Source organism: Paraburkholderia sp. BCC1876, from assembly GCF_902833695.1.
Classification (GTDB): Bacteria; Pseudomonadota; Gammaproteobacteria; order Burkholderiales; family Burkholderiaceae; genus Paraburkholderia.
Genome location: NZ_CADFGI010000012.1, coordinates 1 through 17,375 on the forward strand (window position 1 = coordinate 1; position 17,375 = coordinate 17,375).

The window sequence follows — 17,375 nt, forward strand, 5'->3', positions numbered from 1 at the left end:
GTTCTAGCGGATTCGTTGCACATCACATCATCAACCACGAGGGGGCCACACGGCCCCCTTATTGTTGAGCGCTTTGCTCAACCTTGCGACGCCATCTTTAAGCGGTTTTACACCGCCGACAACACCACGTCTTCATTCTGGTGCCTGCGCAAGCCGGCGTTGCCGAGTTCCTGCAGACCTTCAAGGAATTCCCGCCGCGCCAGAAGGCGGCAAGCTTCGGCGTCGATCAGGTGATCGAGAAAATGACCGCTGCGGCCGCGGGTGGCGACTGACGGCGGTCGTGTTGTCGTGTTGTCGTGATCGATGAGGGCGGTCAGGCCGTAACGGATGAAAGGAGATCCGTCACTGGCCTGACCGCCTTCAGCATGGAGAGCAAGGTGCCGCGCTGCACGGACGGTCCATCGATAAACAACAGGGACTCCGCATCTAGCTGACGGTTATCTATCTCCCGATCGAGCCAGGCTTGCAGCGCCACCTGAGCGATGACCATCACGAGGCTGCGCGCATCCGGGTTCTCGGACAGCACATCGGGGGGCGCCGGCACGATGTCCGGATCGAAGCCGTATTCGGTTGCGTGAAAAAAGCCCCACGTTTCGTTCTCGATGAGCAAGACGTAAAAATCCGGCAGACTCAACAGGTCGTCGACCGGCAACGCGTCCTGAATGCGGCTTTGCAAACCGTTGAGCGTATCGACGGCCTTCATTCGCAAGCGTGCCTGGGCGAGTGCCCCTTCTTCAGGGTCCATCTGTTGGAGCAAACCCGCTTCAATGGCCTTTCGCGTCGCAACGGCGACCGTTAGCGCCTGAGGATGCCCAACGCCGAACTCGATCTTGAACTCGCAGACTGCGCACATTCGGGCACCTCACGGTGTGACGATATTGAAATAGAACTCGAAGGTGTCGAGCCACGAGATGAACTCGCCGAGCTTCTGACTATCGCCGTCTATTTTCGCGTCTCCCGACATTACCAGCTTCTGCACCGTAGTCGAGCCGAGCATCACGTTGTTCAGGTTGACGCGCGTCATCGTGATCGACGCATTGGCGGTGTTCGACGTCTTTCCCTTCGAATAATGAATCGCGCTGTTTTCCACGCCGACCAGGTAGTTTTCTTTCGTATCGGTCAGCGTCAGATTGAACGAGATCGTTTTGCCGTTTGCACGCTCGCCGTTGAGCCGAATGCCGAGGAAGTCGAGGAACATATCGAGCGGCATGGCGCGAATCGTGTCGGGACTCTGAGGCTCGGGGGCCGGCACTTTCCTGATGCCGTTGCGCAATTCCATCGCGCCGGTGAGATAGAAATTGCGCCATGGCGCCGACTCGGACTGATAGCCGAGTTGCTCGTACGCGTCGGCCAATAGCTGTTTAGCGGCCCTATTCTGTGGGTTGCTGAATACGACATGATTGACCACTTCGGCGACCCACCGGTACTCGCCCTTGTCGTAATACGCTTGCGCCTTGCTCAACACCGCTGCGGAGCCGCCCATGAATTCGACATAGCGCTTGCCGTTTTCCACCGGAGGCAGGCGATGCAGATTCGCGGGCACACCGTCGAAAAAGCCGAGCCGCAAGTTGTATTGCGCGACCGCGTCGTGATAGACGGTTCCGTAGTAGCTTCTGCAATACCAGCGTTTCGCCAGACTGTCCGGCAGCCGTATCGTCTCGCCAATTTCGAGGGGCGTGAGCCCCGTATTGGCAAGACGCAGGGTCTGGTCGTGCAGATAGCGGTACATGTCGCGCTGGCCGGCCAGAAGGGACAGGATGCGGTCGTTGCCCCACGTCGGCCAGTAGTGCGAGGCAAACAGTACTTGAGCGTCGCCACCAAACATGTCGATCGACGCTTGCAGGTACTTGGACCACAGCAGCCCGTCCCGCACTTTGGCGCCGCGCAGCGTGTAGAGATTGTGCAACGTATGCGTCGCATCTTCCGCCGCGCAGAACGCCTTGTACTTCGGCAGATAGAACATGAATTCGGACGGCGCTTCCGACTCCGGCGCCATCAGTACCGTCAGGTCTACTCCGTCTAGCGTCAAGGTCTGGCCGGTTTTTTCGGCGAATATCGTCGGGGTGATCAGGGTGATCGTGCCGACCGAGGTCGTTTTGCCGAGTCCGCCGTCGACGCCGCCCATCGGATTGCGTGGCAGCAGAGAACCATACATGTAGCTTGCCCGCCGCCCCATCGCGTTGCCGGCAATGATATTTTCACCCACCGCGGCCTCGGTGAAGCCGTGCGGTGCGACGATCTTCACCTTGCCCGCGTTCACGTCCTCCTCACTGACGAGGCCGCGCACGCCGCCGTAATGGTCCACGTGGCTATGCGTATAGATGACGTGTGTAATGGGTTTGTCGCCGAGATGAGGAATCACCAGTTCCTTCCACACCGCGGTTGCGACCTCCGCCGTGACGAATGGGTCGACGACAATCCATCCCTGATCGCCGCGAATGATGCTCATCACCGAGAGGTCATAACCCCGCACCTGCCAGATGCCGTCAACCACCTGGAACAGACCGTGGTGCATGTTGAGCTTGGCGTTACGCCAGAGACTCGGGTTCACGGTCGGCGGCGCATTGTTCTCGGGGCCGCCGCTGACAAAGGCGAACTGTTGCAGGTTCCACGCGGGGAAATCCCCCGTTCCCTTGATGACGACAGGCTCAGGAAGCGTCGCGACCCGACCACGGGTGGCGTCCTCGAAATCCTGGGCGTCGGCGAACGAAAGGAACGCCGCATACTGCCGGTTGATGTCGAGGGTGGCCTGGGTGGCGGGCTTGCTGGTCGCGCTGGTGGAGCGCATCGCATTCGTTTGAGCCAACGCTTCTCCCATCACGCCGGATAGCCCGCTCGCGGCACCTGCCACGGCTACGTTCTTCAGAAACGCTCTGCGCGTGCCGGGCTCTGTGGGCTCTTTCGGTTCAGACATAGCGGCCTCCTGTTACGTGTCGATAACCACAAGGTGGGGTGTGTTTCAACCGGCAGGGAGCCGGGGTCATTCGGTGAGCGACGGTCTGCGATGACGTGACGGTTGCCGTCAGTTGGGCAGTCAGCACCACGCCGATCAGCCCCATCGGATTGGCGAGTACGAAAACGGGCGATGCCTGCGAGCTGACCGATGACCCGCCACGGCATGGACCCGATCCCGCGACGCCCTTGCTTCCCATGCAACACCAGCTCAAGGCGAAGCGCCTCGCAGGACGGCCCGTGCAATCGCGTCCAGAAGATCGCTGGCCACGAACGGTTTGGTCAATAGCTCATGGCCGCCGGCGCTCAGGATTGCGCTGCGCGTCGCCGAACTGTCGTGCGCGGTGATGAATACGGCCGGAGGGCGTTGAACGCCGAGTTGTTCGTAGAAACGCGGGCCGGACGCGCCGGGCAGTTGAACGTCCAGCACCAGGCAGTGCGGAGCCCGTGCGAGGTTCGCGCTCACGAAAGCCTCCGCGCTCTCGAAGGTCAGGGTGTCGAAGCCCGACACGCGCAGCAGGCGTTGCAACGCGCGACGCATGCCGTCGTCGTCTTCTACGACTACGATTAACGGTTCTGTCTCTGTCATTGCTCGCCAACGTCCCTTACATCAAGTGTCGTGCGAGCCGGCGTTCGACGCTATCGGGACATGGGGCAACGCGATTGCCCTCAGGGGCAAACCGGGAGGATCGGCGTAACGGTAATCAGGCGCGCACTGCCGGGTCCGCCAGTCTCACGAGATCGGCGAGCGAGTGAGCGTGGAATTTGCGCATGAGATCCGCGCGGCAGGATTTGACGGTTCGTTCGCTCAAGGCCAGTTCAGCCGCGATCTGCTTGTTGAGTCGACCCGCGACAATGCCACGTAGCACCACCTGCTCGCGCTCGTTCAAAGCGACGGCGTCGGTGTCCGTGTGTTGTCTGTCCGTCGACGGCTCGACGGTGACGCTGGCCAGTGCGTTATCGATCGCCGCAAGGAGGGCTTGCGTCTCGATCGGCTTCAGCAGAAAGTCGCTTGCGCCGGCCTTGATGGCGGTGACCGTTTTCGGAATGTCGTGGTGCGCGCTGATGAACACGACCGGCATCGGGTTGCCCATTCGGTGCAGTGCGTGCTGCAAATCCAGGCCGCTCGGACCAGGGAGTTCCAGGTCCAGCAGCAGGCACCCCGGCAACGCGTCAGGCACCGCAACCAGAAAGTCCCCAGCGCTCGGATAGCCTTTTACCTGAAACCCCGCCTGATGGAGGAGTCGCATCAACGCGGTACGGACAGCGGTGTCGTCGTCAACGACATGGATGACGGCTTCGGCGTGATGTCTCACGGTTGTCCTCCTTGTGTTGCTGGTGGAATGTCAATTCGACCGGTTCAGCGGGGCGATCGGGCCGAGGCCCACCGGCGACCGGGTAGATGCCGGCAATTGCGGGCAGCCAGACTGTGAATACGCTGCCGCCGCTTTCCCGCAGCGCTGCCGAAACGTGTCCGCCGTGCGTCGAGACGATGGTGCGGACGATGGATAGTCCGAGTCCCATGCCGTGAGGTTTGGTTGTGTACAGCGAATCGAACAGGCGCTCGCCGGCGTCGGCCGGAATGCCGTGACCTCGATCGGCGACGACGAGTTCATAACCGTGCTCCGCCAGGCGCGTCGAGATGGACAGCATGCGCTGCGCGGGAGGCGTGTCCTCCATCGCGTCCATTGCATTGATGGCGAGATTGAGCAGTACCTGCTGCAGTTGCACGCGGTCGCCCTGGACCAGGGTGTGCTCCGCCGCCAGATTTGACTCGATCGCGATGTGCCGCCTGTTGGCTTCGAGATCGAGGAAGGTCAGGGCTTCGTCAAACGCCGGGTTGAGGTCGATCGGGCTCAGCTTGAGCGTGTGCTTTTGCAGGAGTGCGCGCAGTCGCTGCACCACCTGATTCGCACGCAGCGCGTCGCGACGTATGTCGGCGAGCGCGGACTGAAGTTCGCCTGTCTCGGGCTCGCCTTCGAGCATCATGCCGGCTGCGTCGGCGTTGCTCAGAATCGCGCCTAGCGGCTGCCCAACTTCATGCGCAATGGACGCGCTCAACTCACCGGCCAACGCGAACCGTCCCGCGCGAGCCAGTTCGGCTAGCCGCAGCGTTGCGTTTTCTTCGGCGATCCGGCGGTGCCGGCGTTGCCAGAGTAGAGCGGCAATGGTCAGCGCCTGCAAAAGAACGACGGCGACGGCGATCAGCACCACGCCCCGATATTCCCGCCAGAGCGTGGGCGGCACGTTGATCAGCTCACAGCCCTCCGGCAATGCGTCGGCTTGCAGTCCGAACTTTTCGATCATGCCGACATCCGCGAGACAGTGGGATGCGCTCGGGGCGGCGGTGGCGCTTTGAGGGGGCGCCTTGCCGAGCAGAATTGACGCGGCGAGTTCGCCGGTGAGGCGGCCATTCGCCTCGAAGCTGATGACCGAGCCCGCCGTCATGCCATGACCGAAGTAGGTCGGATACCAACTGTAGAGGGGAGCGCTGGAGGCCTTGGCCATCGGTGCGACGACCTCGTAGGGGAAAAAGGTTCGACCGTTACGGTCGCGATACATCGTGGTATAGAGCACCGCGGTATCGCGGTCCAGCGTAGCGAGGCGCTGCTGCAGTTCGGGTACGGTCAGGCCGCTCCAGAGCTCGACCGCCCAATCGCGGGATGGACGCGCTCGCGCGGTCTCTGCCGCACGCTGCGCGAGCCGGAGATCCAGCTTCGCTACGCCCGACACCACCACGAGGCGTCGAGCATTCGGCTGCAACGCTTCGGCCAACGCCAGCGTCCCGGCCAGATCGAAATGCCACGGTAAATACGCAAATTCGGGCGGAAGATCTTTTTGACGGGTATCGGCGATGCTGGCAATCACGACCGGTACGCCGGGCCAGATTTCGTCGTGATACTTTTTTGTGAAATCCAGTGAAAAATCGGCCAGGCCGATCACGACATCGACCTGTTTATTCTCATATTTTCTCTTCATCAGCGAGAGAAATTCGGGCAATAAATCCTCGCTATCGAATCGCAGATCGTCGAGTGAATCGGTGTAGAACTCAACACCGTCGGGGGCGACGGCGGCAATTGAACTGCGTATTGAGCGGATCTGTTCCTGCACGGCCGGTTGCGTGGGGTCGGCGCCAGGAAGAATCACCACTCGCCATGTGTGCCCCGCATAGGTGCCCGTCGATACGCCCAGCATTAGCAGAAAAATCCAATGGATAACGCGAGCGCGTGCGCCGGCGCGCCGCTTGCGGGTAACCGCAACGATCCTCGGATTGCGTTCCTCGTTCATGGTATTTGCGAAGATTGGCGCCGCAGACACTATGCCAGACGATTTGGTAATTCGAATAGTCTTCTGTATGAAAAATGTCCATGAAAGACTAATGATTTAATGGGGACTAATTTGTCCTACCTGTACCCAATTTTCGGCCTGATGGTGGATCCGGGCCAGAAAATTGTTCAACAAATGGAACAAAAAAAGATAAATTCGCAAGCCGCGTAATTCTGAGTTTTATTAATTCTCTTAACACGTGTTCTGGCATGTGAAATGCAGGCGTTTCACCGTTCAGGGCGACATTACTGTTTTGGTAGGGACTGTGCCGTGCTGATCAGATTTTGCGGCGCGACCCGGATAATGCCATTGCGCGGACTATCGATATCCGCAATCAACATGAACGACAAGGAGACGGTTATCGGCATGATTAACAGCAGGCGGGCCTTGCCTTTTGCATTTTCCGCGCCGTAGCCCACCAGCACATTGCAAAACACGCCGATCACCATCATTAACATCCAGGCGGCCAGCGGAATGCGATTCCACAGGGCCGCCTGGGTATAGCCCTGGGTGTTGATCACGTCGTTCATCCCGGCGATCGCGAGGGCGCTGAGCGGGTTCGGCTGGCCGGCGGCGCCGTCCCTGGCCGCGGACCACAAGTGGGTTTGCAGGTCGGCCGTGGCCGTGTCGATCTGCGCGACGCGCTGCGTGTCGCGGGTCTGGTAGAACTCGATTCGCAGCGTCAGATATTGAGTGAGGAGCGATCGAACCGCGGCGGCCTCGCCGGCTCGCAGAAGATCCGCGCGAAGGAACTCGGTCCCGATCGCATTGGCCTCTTCCTCTTCATAATTTTTTCGTTGATCGTAGCGACCCACCGCCATCGAGAGGCTGAAACCGATAACCAGCGCGAGCAGGGTCAACGTAGCCGACTGAACGAGCTTGAAGTCGTCCCGGGCCTCTGCGGCGATCGGCAGGCGAGTCCGCAGCATCGTGTTGCCGAGCCAGCCGGCAATCGACATCAGCACGATCGACACGAAGAACAGAACGATGGGATGGCTCGTGATGAATTGCATGCTTCGCTCCCTATGTCCGCAGCCCGTCCTGCCGTATCAACCGGAAGGCGAGTCGGCGGCAGGTGTTTCGGGGCGATCCGCGAAGCACTTGCGAAAATCAATGTAGTGGTCGGCGGCGGGAAAGGAAAGGGCGGAAGCCGGGATTGCCCGCCGGGGCAATCCGCTTGCCCCAAGTCCCTATGGCACGGCCCAGGTTTCTGTGCGAAAGATTCGCGAGCACTGACCGGTGCACCAGGCTTACCCGGCCTGTTCCTCGCGCCCCGGATGCGCGCCGATATATTGGTAGTTTTCAGTGTTCAGTCGCGAGACCCGAAGTTCCACCGCGCAACGGTTGTAGGAGTACGCAACCCGCCGGATTTCCAGTAACGGCGCACCCGCATCGAGCGAGAGTTCACGGCTTTCGAGATCATCCGCCAGGGCGACCGTGACGCGTTCGTCGGTCTCGACCACGTTGATCGCAAACACGTCCTGGTAGAAGTTGTAGAGCGTGTTGGGACGATTGCGCAGTTTGGCCTCGGTCAAGCCCGCGAAGCGCGCCTCCGGAACGGTGATGTGTTCGATCAGCACCGTCGCGCCGTGCAATGCAAGACCATTCGTAAATTGAAATACGCGCGCGCCGGTTTCGATCCCGAGTGTGGCCGCGACCTCGCGCGAGGCGCGAGCCTTGCGAAAATCGATCAAGGTCACGACCGGATAAGCCTTGTCGCCGTCACGCCGCACGATCCGGAAGAAGCGAAAGAAATGCCGGTCACGCTGATGCATGGACACGAAGGTGCCCAGGCCCTGATGACGGATCAGAATGTTTTCGGCGCAGAGTTCGTCGATGGCCTTGCGCAGCGTGCCGATGGAGACGCCGAACCGTTCCGCCAGCCGTTTCTCCGAAGGGATGCATTCGCCGCCTTTCCATTCGCCGGCCGACAGCGCGGCGAGAATCGCACTTTTGACCTCCTTGTATCGCGTGCCCCCTAAAGCGGGTGGATTGATGACGAGCGTGCTCATGAAAACCTCTGAAATACGCGAGGCGCGCCACGCAACTCGCTAGGGATAAACCTGCCCCGATTTTAGCCGACAAACTCATCTAGTACATCTAGATGATGTGGATTCTGTCGTCAGCATGTCACACGCATTCCCGCGCACTCCGAAGCACAAAAAATCCTTGTCCTCGCAGCAAGAATTATTGGCTTTTCAAGCGTGCGGGCCGCGCTCTAACCTGTTGTTCAGTCGTTATTTTTTTTATCAGAACAACGGGGTCTTCCCATTCCCATGCAATCAACCGTCAGCGAACTGCTGAGCGTCCGGGTGTGGCGCGGCGCCGAAGATGGCGCGTTCGAATCGTTCGAGGTGCCGCGTCGCGCGAGCCAGACCGTGCTCGACGTCGTGACGCATATCCAGCGCTGCATCGACGCCACGCTGTCGTACCGCTTTGCGTGCCGCGTCGGCATGTGCGGTTCCTGCGCGATGACCGTGAATGGGCGTGCCCGCTGGACCTGCCGCACGCACGTGGCGAAGGTGTTGCGCCGGCCCGGAGATACGCTGGAAATCGCGCCGCTGAATCATCTGCCGATCATCAAGGATCTGACGGTCGACATGACCGGCTTCTTCGACAAATGGCGCGACGCCCGTGGCTATTTCGCGGGCAATCGCGACCGCGGCGCGCCGCTCGAACGGGTCGATCCGGCTTCACCCGAACGACGTGCGGCGGACGCGGGCATCGAGTGCATCGGCTGCGGTGTTTGCTATGCGAGTTGCGACGTGGTCGGCTGGAAGCCGGACTATCTCGGGCCGGCGGCGCTGAATCGCGCGTGGACGCTGGTCAACGACGTGCGCGACACGCAGCAGGGCGCCCGCCACGACGCCGTGGCGACCGACGCCGGTTGCCATTCCTGTCATACGCTCGGCTCATGTACCGAACGGTGCCCCAAGGCGCTGGCGCCCACCGCCAGCATCGCCGGTCTCAAACGCGCGACACGGTCCGCGCCAAAGGGCGGTGCGCGATGAAGCGCGGGCTCGATGCGTGGTGGTGGCAGCGGCTCTCCGCGATGGTGTTGACGCTGTGCGTCGGCGTGCATCTGGCCACGATGATCTGGGTCGTCCACGGCGGCCTGCGCGCGGTGGACGTCGTCTCGCGCTTGCACGGCAATCTGGCGTGGGGCGCGTTCTATTCGGTGTTCGTGCTGGCTGCGGCTGTGCATGTGCCGGTGGGCCTGCGCCGGATCGCCGACGAGTGGCTGCGCTGGCGGGGCGCGTGGGCCGCGCGGGCCAGCGTCGCCGTGGGCGTCGGGTTGGCGTTGGCGGGTCTACGCGCGGTCTATGCGCTGATCGCCGGGGCGCCGGTATGAGCGCACAGCCGACCACCTCCACCTCCACAGCCACATCCACAGCCACATCGACGTCCACGGGAAAGCGCGCGCGCGCCGTCGCGCCGGGCCGCAAGCTCGACTTCCGCGCCCGTAATCATCCCGCGTGGTGGGCCTTTCTGGTTCACCGGCTGTCCGGCCTCGCGCTGGCGTTCTTCCTGCCCGCGCATTTCTGGGCGCTCGGCACGGCGTTGAACGGGGCGGCGCGCTTCGAATCGTTTCTGGTCGTCACGCGTTCGCCGGGCTTCGTGTTCGCCGAATGGGGGCTCGTGACGTTGCTCGCGGCGCACCTGATCGGCGGCGTGCGCCTGTTGCTGATCGAATTCCGGCCGTGGAGCGGCTTGCGCAAGGATCTGATCGCGCTGACCGCGGGCGGCGCGTTTGTCATCGGTATGGCGTTTGCGCTCTCGCTCAGCTTGTGAGCGTATTGCACGAGGTGTTCAATGGAAACTGCAACGAAACTCGAAGTGGCCTTCAGCGTCGATTACGCGCAGCTCGAAGAGGTGGCGAAGACGCTGTACATCCGCTCGCTAAAACTGCTGCCGCCCGACATCAAGGCCGGCATCGCGGCGCTCGAAACCGGCGAGCGCAACGATACGGCGCGGCGCGTGCTCGGGACGATGCGACAGAACATCGCGGTGGCCGAGCAGGCCGACAATCTGCTTTGCCAGGATACCGGGCTGCCGATCTACAACGTCGTGATAGGCCAGGGCACGCAGTTCGACGGTGTGCGTCTGAAGGCGGCGATTCGCGACGGCTGCGCGCGCGCCACGCGGGAGCATCCGTTGCGTTCGTCGGTGGTGCATCCGCTCACGCGCCACAACGAGCAGAATTCCTGCGGCGCCGGCGTCCCCGTGATTCACATCGATTTCGACGATACGCCGGGGACGCTCTCCATCGAAATGATTCCCAAGGGCAGCGGCTCGGAAAACAACTCGTTCCTGCGCATGGCGATTCCGGCGGAGGGCGTCGACGCGATCCGCCGGTTCGTGATCGATTGCGTGGTGGAGGCGGGCGGCAAGACCTGCCCGCCGACGATCGTCGGGGTGGGAGTGGGCGGCACCTCGGATCTGTGCGTGGCGCTCGCCAAGCGCGCGGCCACGCGGCCGCTCGGCACGAGCTGCGCTGACGAACATGGCGCGGCGCTCGAACGGCAATTGTCGGCGGCAGTCAATCAACTGGGCGTGGGGCCGCAGGGGCTCGGCGGCGACTCGACCGCGTTCGCGGTTCATATCGAACTGGCGGCCACGCATATCACCATGAACCCCGTGGCCGTCAACATGCAGTGTCATTCGGCGCGCCGGGCACGCGCCACGCTGACCGCCCAGGGAGTCGACTATGGCTACTGACACGCTGCCTACCGGCACGCATCACACGCTCGCCATGCCGGTCGGCGAAGCACAGATACGCGCGTTGCGCATGGGCGATACGGTCACGCTCGAACACACGCTGTTCGGCATTCGCGACGCCACCCAGATCCAGATGTTCGACCACGGCCGCAAGACGCGCTTCGATCTGCGCGGCCATGCGGTGATTCACACCGCGCCCAATGTGCGCCGCGTCGACGTCTCGCCGGAGCATCCCGCGGGCTATCAGCCGGTCTGTATCGGCACGACCACGTCCGCGCGCATGGAGCGTTTCACCGCACCGCTGATGCGCGCCTACGGCGTGCGCGCGGTGATCGGCAAGGGCGGCCTCGGCGCGGACTCGAGCGCGGCCTTCGTCGAGTTCGGCGGCGTCTATCTCGCGATCGTCGGCGGGACCGCCGCGTTGGAGACCACCTGGATCGAGCAGATCGAAGACGTGGACCTCGACGATCTTCACCCCGAGTCGCTGTGGCGTTTCAGGATCCACGGTTTCGGGCCCTTGCTGGTCGCCATGGACAGTCACGGCGGCAGCCTCTATACCGCGGTCCAGCAGAACACGCGGACGCAGCGCGACGCCGTGCTCGCCTCGCTCGGCATTCGCACGGCCGACCCGGCCGGGAGCGCGCCCCGATGAAACAGGTCGATACCGACATTCTGATCCTGGGCAGCGGCGGCGCAGGTCTCTTTGCCGCACTGCATGCGCAGGCGGCGGCGCCGCAATTGCGCATCACCGTTGCGGTGAAGGGCCTGCTCGGCAAATGCGGCTGTACACGCATGGTGCAGGGCGGCTACAACGTGGCGCTGGCGCCGGGCGATTCGATCGAGCGGCATTTCATGGATACGATCGAAGGCGGCAAATGGCTCTCGAACCAGGACCTCGCATGGATGCTCGTGACCGGCGCCGTCGAGCGGATTCGTGAACTCGAAAACGAACTGGGCTGTTTCTTCGATCGCAATCCGGACGGCTCCGTGCGGCAGAAGGCGTTCGCCGGCCAGACCTTCGACCGCACCGTGCACAAGGGCGACCAGACCGGCATCGAGATCATCAACCGGCTCGCCGAGCAGGTGTGGGCGCGCGGCATCGACCGGCTGGAGGAATATCGCGCGGTGGAGTTCATCCGCAGCCGCGACGCCCAGACGCTTGCCGGCGTGCTGATGATCGACATGCGCAGCGGCGAGTTCGTCTTCGTGCGCACGCAGGCCGTGCTGCTTGCCACCGGGGGCGGCCCGACCATGTACCGCTATCACACGCCGAGCGGCGACAAAAGCTGCGACGGCATGGCCATGGCTTTGCGCGCCGGCCTCACGCTGCGCGACATGGAAATGGTGCAGTTTCACCCGACCGGCCTGCTGGCCGGCGCCGATACGCGCATGACCGGCACGGTGCTGGAAGAGGGGCTGCGCGGCGCGGGCGGCTACCTGCTGACGGGCGCGGGCGAGCGCTTCATGGAGACTTACGATCCGCGCGCCGAACGGGCGACGCGCGACGTGGTGTCGCGCAGCATCTTTCGCGAATTGCGCGCCGGCCACGCGACGCCCAACGGCGGCGTCTATCTGCAGATGCACCACCTCGGCGCCGACAGTGTGCGCGCGCGCTTCAAGGGTATGGTCGAACGCTGCGCCGACTGCGGTTTCGATCTCGCCGGCGGTCTCGTCGAAGTCGTGCCGACCGCGCACTACATGATGGGCGGCGTCGTGTTCGACGCGAACTGCGCGACCACCTTGCCGGGTCTGTTCGTCGCGGGCGAGGACGCGGGCGGCGTGCACGGCGCGAACCGGCTGGGCGGCAACGGCGTGGCCAATTCGACGGTGTTCGGCGGGATCGCCGGCGATACCCTGGCGGCCTGGGTGCCGCGCCACGGTCAGTTCGCCGAGGTCGATACGGACGCGCTGAACGCGGCCATGATGCGTTGCAACCGGCCGTTGCGTACGGCGCGCGGCAATCTCGAACCGATCCGCGACGCGCTCGCCGAAGTCATGTGGAACGACGTGGGGATTCTGCGCGACGCCGCCGGACTCGAACGCGCGAAACAGCGGCTCGTGGAACTGGACCAGCAACTCGATGAAACCGGTATCGACGGTCGCGACCTGCGCTTCAATCTGTCGTGGCACGACTGGATGAACCTGCGCAATCTGATTCTGGTGAGCCGCGCGATCACGGAGTCGGCGCTGCTGCGGGAGAATTCGCGCGGCGCGCACTATCGCGAGGACTTTCCGGACGCGGGCGATCTGGAGACCTCCGACTACATGTGTCTGCGTCTCGACGGCGAGCGCTTCGCGGCAAGCCGCCGGCCGGTTCAGTTCACGCGCGTGCGACCCGGCGAATCGCTGATCGGCGAGGCCAGTTCGGCCGTATCGATGAAGTGACGTTTCACCGCGTCGGTGAACGCTTCGCGTGGATGATCGCGCCGTTCGAGCAACCCGACCCGGCGCGGCGCGATGCGCTCCGGCAAGGGCGTGACCCGCAGGCCGGTTTCGCGGGTCCAGTTCGCATTGGCGAGCAAGGGCACGATGGAAACGCCGAAGCCGCGCCGCACCATCTCGGATATGGCTTCGATCGAATTCAGCTCCATGATCTCGTGGCCGTCGAAGTCGAGTTGACGCAGTGCGTTGTCGACCAGCACGCCGGTCCACGTGTGACGGTCGAAGCGGATCAGCGGCTCTTCGAGCAGCGCTTCGATCGAAGCGTGCTGGCCGCTGGCGGACGAAATCAGCACCATCGGCTCGCTGTACAGCAGGGTCCATCGGAGTGTGGCGGGCAATCCGGAGGGCGCCTGCGCGACGATCGCCGCATCCAGTTCGCCGCTTTCCACCCGCGCGGCAAAGTCGCTCGACAAGCCCGTAAACAGTTTCAGATCGAGACGCGGATAGCGTTGCTTGAGCTTGAGCATGGCGTCGGCGAATGCGCCCATCAGCGAGGAAACGAGTGCGCCGACCCGCACCGTGCCCGACAGTTCGCCAGCATCGCCGACCGCGAGAATCTGCCGGTAGTGGGCCACCAGCGTTTCGGCCAGCGGCAGCACGGCGCGCCCCTGCGCGCTGAGCGACACCGAACGGGCCGCGCGATCGAATAGCACGAGATCGAGGTCGCGCTCCAGCGAGCGCATCTGCAGGCCGACCGCCGCCTGCGTCAGGCACACTTCCTCGGCGGCACCGGCGAACGAGCCATGCCGCACCACCGCGAGAAACGTGACGAAATAGCGAATCGCGCTCACGACGACTCCGCGCTATTGCATACCCCAGCGCTGCACGGTGTGGCGCTCGAGTACGCGGAAAATCAGGTTCTCGACGGCCAGCCCGATCAGGATCACGGTGAACAGCCCGGCGAACACGTTGGCGATGTCCAGCAGGTTCTTGTTCTCGTAGATGAACCAGCCGAGCCCCCCTGAACCGGAACTCACGCCGAACACGAGTTCAGCGGCGATCAGCGTGCGCCATGCGAAGGCCCAGCCGATTTTCAGGCCGGTAAGAATGCTGGGAAAGGCGGCGGGCACGAGAATTTGCAGCACGTAGCGGCCACCCCGCAAGCCGTAATTGCGTCCGACCATCTTCAGCGTATTGCTCACCGAGAGAAATCCCGAGTGCGTGTTGAGCGCGACCGACCACGTCACCGAATGCACCAGCACGAAGATCAGGCTGCCGTTGCCGAGACCGAACCAGATCAGCGCGAGCGGCAGGAGCGCGATGGCGGGCAGCGGGTTGAGCATCGAGGTCATCGTCTCCAGAAAGTCGGTGCCGATGCGCGACGTAATGGCGGCCGCGGTGAGCAACGCCGCGAGCACAATGCCGACCGCGTAGCCGATCAGCAGAACATGGATCGAGGCCCATGCCTTGCCCGGCAATTCGCCGCTCGCAATGCTTTTGAAGAACGCTTCGAGCGTCGCGCTGAAGGTCGGAAACAGCAGCGGGTTGTTCAACACCCGGCCGTAGATTTCCCAGATGCCCGCCAGCACCGCCAGGATGATCAGCTTGCGGATCCAGGCCTGGTTGTAGAGCCGCTCGAACGGCGACAACGGCTTTTCGACCACGCTGAATTCGCGCGTCTCGGACGGCTCGCGAACCACCTCGGAGCGCGGCACGGTGGGTGCGGCGTTGCGATGTGCGGCGCCGCCGCGGGTCAGCATGTCAGACATTTTCCGCCCTCTCGATCTCGTCTTCGAACAGCATGTGCTGAATCCGCTTTTCCAGCGCGATCGCGGCTTCCGGGCTTGCCGCGGTTTCGAGTTCGGCCTTCACCTGGCCGGGATGCGGCGACAACAGCAGAATCCGGCTGCCGATCTTGATCGCCTCCGGAATCGAATGCGTAACGAACAACACGGTGAAGCGCGTTTCGTCCCACAGGGTCAACAGTTCGTCCTGCATCTTGCGGCGCGTGAGGGCGTCGAGTGCGGCGAACGGCTCGTCCATCAGCAGGATGTCGGGCTCCATCGCCATGCCTCGCGCAATCGCCACGCGCTGCTTCATGCCACCGGACAGCGTATGCGGATAGCTGTCGGCGAAGGACGCGAGATTGACTTTGTCGATGTAGTGCATCGCGCGTTCTTCGACCTCCCTGGCGGGCAGGCGGTGCGAGGCCTGCAGCGCGAACATCACGTTCTGTCGAACGGTTTTCCACGGCAACAACTGGTCGAATTCCTGAAACACCATCATCCGGTCCGGGCCCGGCCGCGTGACCGCTTTGCCCTTGAGCGAGATCGTGCCTTCGGTGGGCGCGAGATAGCCGCCGACACTTTTCAGCAAGGTCGACTTGCCGCAACCGGACGGACCGAGCAGCACGAAGCGATCGCCGCGAAACACGTCGAAGTCGACGCGGTAGGTGGCCATCACGAGCGTTTTCGGCGTCTTGTATTGCAGCGTCACGCCGCGCACCGAGAGCAGGGGCGAGGTGTCGGGGTAGGGCGTGGCTTCGGTGGCGGCGCGCATCTCAGCTTCCTGATAACGATTGGGCGGTCGGAAAAAACATGTCTTTCCACGATTGCGGTCTGGACTTGATCAGCCCGGTGCGCGCCATGAAGTCGGCGTATTTGATGGTGTTCTGCGGCACCGTGGTGAACGACACGTCGGGCGACGAAATCATTTTCTCCACTTCGTCCACGCTACTCTTCTCCTTCGAAATGCGCAGATACGCGACGGCCGCCGCATGCTTGTCGTGGTTGATCCAGGCTTCAGATTCGTCCAGTGCGTCCATGAACGCCTTCGTCAGCTTCGGGTTGTCCTGATAGAAGCGCGCCGTACACCAGACGAGATTGAAACTCGACTTGCCGCCCAGCACGTCGTAGGAATTCAGCACGGTATGCACGTTGGGCTTTTGCAGTTCCTGTTCCTGAAACGGCGGCGATCCGAAGTGCGCGGTGACTTCGCTACTGCCGGACAACAGGGCCTGTTGCGCATCCGGGTGCGAGAGCGACACGGTGTATTTGTCGAGCTGCCCCTGATTGCCCGCACCGAACGCCTTTTCCGCGGCCATCTGCAAGGTGATCGCCTGAATCGACACTTTGGCGGCCGGCAGCGCGATCTTGTCCTGGCCGGTGAAGTCCTTCACCGTTCTGACTTTGGCATTCGTCGTGTTGAGCAGCAGCGGCATCGAGTTGATCGCCGACAGCGCCTTGACCTCGACCGAGGTCCCCCGGGTGCGGGACCACAGCAGCACGAGCGGGGCGACGCCGCCGGAGGCGATCTGCAACGAGTCGGACAGGAGCGCGTCGTTCATCACGTTGCCGCCGGCGAACTCGACCCAGGACACCTTCAGGTCCTTGATGCCCAGTTGCGCGGCATGCTTTTCGAGGAGCTTCTGATCCTGCATGACCATCAGCGGCAAATAGCTGACGCCATATTGCCGGGCGATCTTCACCTCGCTGAGCTCCGCCCGCGCGGCGCCGGCGGCAAGCAGGCCGGACACCAGACAGACCACGCTTATCAGGCGAACCACGCGCTTCACGCCGATGGCCGGCGCCTCCGCATATCGGGACGCGCCGCACCGGCGCATGACAACGGCGGACAGCCGCCGGCAGGTGGGTGCGGGCGCGGCCCACAACCTGACGAGAGGGGCAAGCATCATGCGTGTCTCCTGGGGCGGATCGTGCGTCGTGTGCGCACTGTGTGCCGGCGTCGTTGCAGCGCATTCAGGGTTCGGGAACTCGTGCCGCCGGGCACCAGATGAGGGCGTGTTATTTAGGTCATCTGTATGACTGCGAAGTCTAGGCGATGATTCGCCCGAAATCAAACTGGTAGAAACGCGGTCTGGTTCGCGGCGTGGTCCGCGCACCCTTCGACGCTCGCCGCCACGCGCGCAGGCTCGCCGTAACCCGCATGGGAAAGCCTCGGCTACTGGAAAACACTCATCTAAGACATATATATGA

The 17,375-nt window shown here is 63.0% G+C and carries 18 protein-coding genes; 7 read left to right on the forward strand and 11 right to left on the reverse strand.

Annotation, left to right across the window (positions count from 1 at the left end; genetic code table 11):
- Nucleotides 1–140 precede the first annotated feature (140 nt).
- Nucleotides 141–272, forward strand: a complete 132-nt coding sequence (locus HWY05_RS38655) for a hypothetical protein (protein ID WP_279614189.1) — start codon at nt 141–143, stop codon at nt 270–272.
- Between the two features lie 41 nt (nt 273–313).
- Here the strand turns inward: HWY05_RS38655 and HWY05_RS31495 are convergent, their stop codons facing one another.
- From HWY05_RS31495 to HWY05_RS31525, 7 genes are all read right to left on the reverse strand, one after another.
- On the reverse strand, nt 314–853 hold the full coding sequence (locus HWY05_RS31495; protein WP_176060790.1) for a hypothetical protein: 540 nt from the start codon (nt 851–853) through the stop codon (nt 314–316).
- A 9-nt stretch (nt 854–862) separates the two neighbouring features.
- Nucleotides 863–2,914 carry an alkyl sulfatase dimerization domain-containing protein gene (locus tag HWY05_RS31500; protein WP_176060791.1) on the reverse strand — a complete coding sequence of 684 codons (2,052 nt, stop codon included), beginning with the start codon at nt 2,912–2,914 and terminating at the stop codon, nt 863–865.
- Nucleotides 2,915–3,163: 249 nt separating this feature from the next.
- On the reverse strand, nt 3,164–3,541 hold the full coding sequence (locus tag HWY05_RS31505; RefSeq protein ID WP_176060792.1) for a response regulator: 378 nt from the start codon (nt 3,539–3,541) through the stop codon (nt 3,164–3,166).
- 115 nt (nt 3,542–3,656) lie between these two features.
- Entirely contained in the window at nt 3,657–4,268 is a 612-nt protein-coding gene (locus tag HWY05_RS31510) for a response regulator (protein WP_176060793.1), read from the reverse strand.
- Nucleotides 4,231–6,240: an ATP-binding protein gene (locus HWY05_RS31515; RefSeq protein WP_176060794.1), complete on the reverse strand. Its 2,010-nt coding sequence runs from the start codon at nt 6,238–6,240 to the stop codon at nt 4,231–4,233. The genes HWY05_RS31510 and HWY05_RS31515 overlap by 38 nt, the downstream gene beginning before the upstream one ends.
- A gap of 284 nt (nt 6,241–6,524) precedes the next feature.
- Complete coding sequence (locus HWY05_RS31520) at nt 6,525–7,292, reverse strand: hypothetical protein (protein ID WP_176060795.1); 768 nt, start codon at nt 7,290–7,292, stop codon at nt 6,525–6,527.
- Between the two features lie 237 nt (nt 7,293–7,529).
- The gene (locus tag HWY05_RS31525) at nt 7,530–8,291 is read right to left on the reverse strand and encodes a GntR family transcriptional regulator (protein WP_176060796.1); all 762 of its coding nucleotides are present in this window, start codon (nt 8,289–8,291) and stop codon (nt 7,530–7,532) included.
- Nucleotides 8,292–8,555: 264 nt separating this feature from the next.
- Between HWY05_RS31525 and HWY05_RS31530 the strand changes: the two genes are divergently transcribed.
- From HWY05_RS31530 to HWY05_RS31555, 6 genes are read left to right on the forward strand one after another with little or no spacing between them, the layout of a single operon-like run.
- Nucleotides 8,556–9,290, forward strand: a complete 735-nt coding sequence (locus HWY05_RS31530) for a succinate dehydrogenase/fumarate reductase iron-sulfur subunit (RefSeq protein WP_035546069.1) — start codon at nt 8,556–8,558, stop codon at nt 9,288–9,290.
- Nucleotides 9,287–9,631, forward strand: coding sequence for a succinate dehydrogenase (locus HWY05_RS31535; RefSeq protein WP_176060797.1), 345 nt, complete (start codon nt 9,287–9,289; stop codon nt 9,629–9,631). The genes HWY05_RS31530 and HWY05_RS31535 overlap by 4 nt, the downstream gene beginning before the upstream one ends.
- Entirely contained in the window at nt 9,628–10,071 is a 444-nt protein-coding gene (sdhC, locus tag HWY05_RS31540; protein WP_176060798.1) for a succinate dehydrogenase, cytochrome b556 subunit, read from the forward strand. The genes HWY05_RS31535 and sdhC overlap by 4 nt, the downstream gene beginning before the upstream one ends.
- A gap of 21 nt (nt 10,072–10,092) precedes the next feature.
- Nucleotides 10,093–10,998 carry a fumarate hydratase gene (locus HWY05_RS31545; RefSeq protein ID WP_051980256.1) on the forward strand — a complete coding sequence of 302 codons (906 nt, stop codon included), beginning with the start codon at nt 10,093–10,095 and terminating at the stop codon, nt 10,996–10,998.
- Nucleotides 10,988–11,650 (forward strand): fumarate hydratase C-terminal domain-containing protein, encoded by a 663-nt coding sequence (locus tag HWY05_RS31550; RefSeq protein WP_051980254.1) that lies wholly within the window; start codon nt 10,988–10,990, stop codon nt 11,648–11,650. The genes HWY05_RS31545 and HWY05_RS31550 overlap by 11 nt, the downstream gene beginning before the upstream one ends.
- Nucleotides 11,647–13,383 (forward strand): FAD-binding protein, encoded by a 1,737-nt coding sequence (locus HWY05_RS31555; protein WP_176060799.1) that lies wholly within the window; start codon nt 11,647–11,649, stop codon nt 13,381–13,383. Before HWY05_RS31550 ends, HWY05_RS31555 begins: the two co-directional genes overlap by 4 nt.
- On the opposite strand, the gene HWY05_RS31560 is transcribed toward HWY05_RS31555, so the two are convergent.
- Genes HWY05_RS31560 through HWY05_RS31575 form a run of 4 tightly spaced genes read right to left on the reverse strand, consistent with a single transcriptional unit; the run spans nt 13,314 to nt 17,074 of the window.
- Nucleotides 13,314–14,231: a LysR substrate-binding domain-containing protein gene (locus HWY05_RS31560; RefSeq protein WP_176060800.1), complete on the reverse strand. Its 918-nt coding sequence runs from the start codon at nt 14,229–14,231 to the stop codon at nt 13,314–13,316. The genes HWY05_RS31555 and HWY05_RS31560 overlap by 70 nt on opposite strands.
- Nucleotides 14,232–14,243: 12 nt before the next feature.
- The gene (locus HWY05_RS31565; RefSeq protein ID WP_176060801.1) at nt 14,244–15,149 is read right to left on the reverse strand and encodes an ABC transporter permease; all 906 of its coding nucleotides are present in this window, start codon (nt 15,147–15,149) and stop codon (nt 14,244–14,246) included.
- A complete protein-coding gene (locus HWY05_RS31570; protein WP_176060802.1) occupies nt 15,142–15,939 on the reverse strand; it encodes an ABC transporter ATP-binding protein in 798 nt (265 codons plus the stop codon). Before HWY05_RS31570 ends, HWY05_RS31565 begins: the two co-directional genes overlap by 8 nt.
- Nucleotide 15,940: 1 nt before the next feature.
- On the reverse strand, nt 15,941–17,074 hold the full coding sequence (locus HWY05_RS31575; protein WP_244146747.1) for an ABC transporter substrate-binding protein: 1,134 nt from the start codon (nt 17,072–17,074) through the stop codon (nt 15,941–15,943).
- Nucleotides 17,075–17,375: the final 301 nt, after the last annotated feature.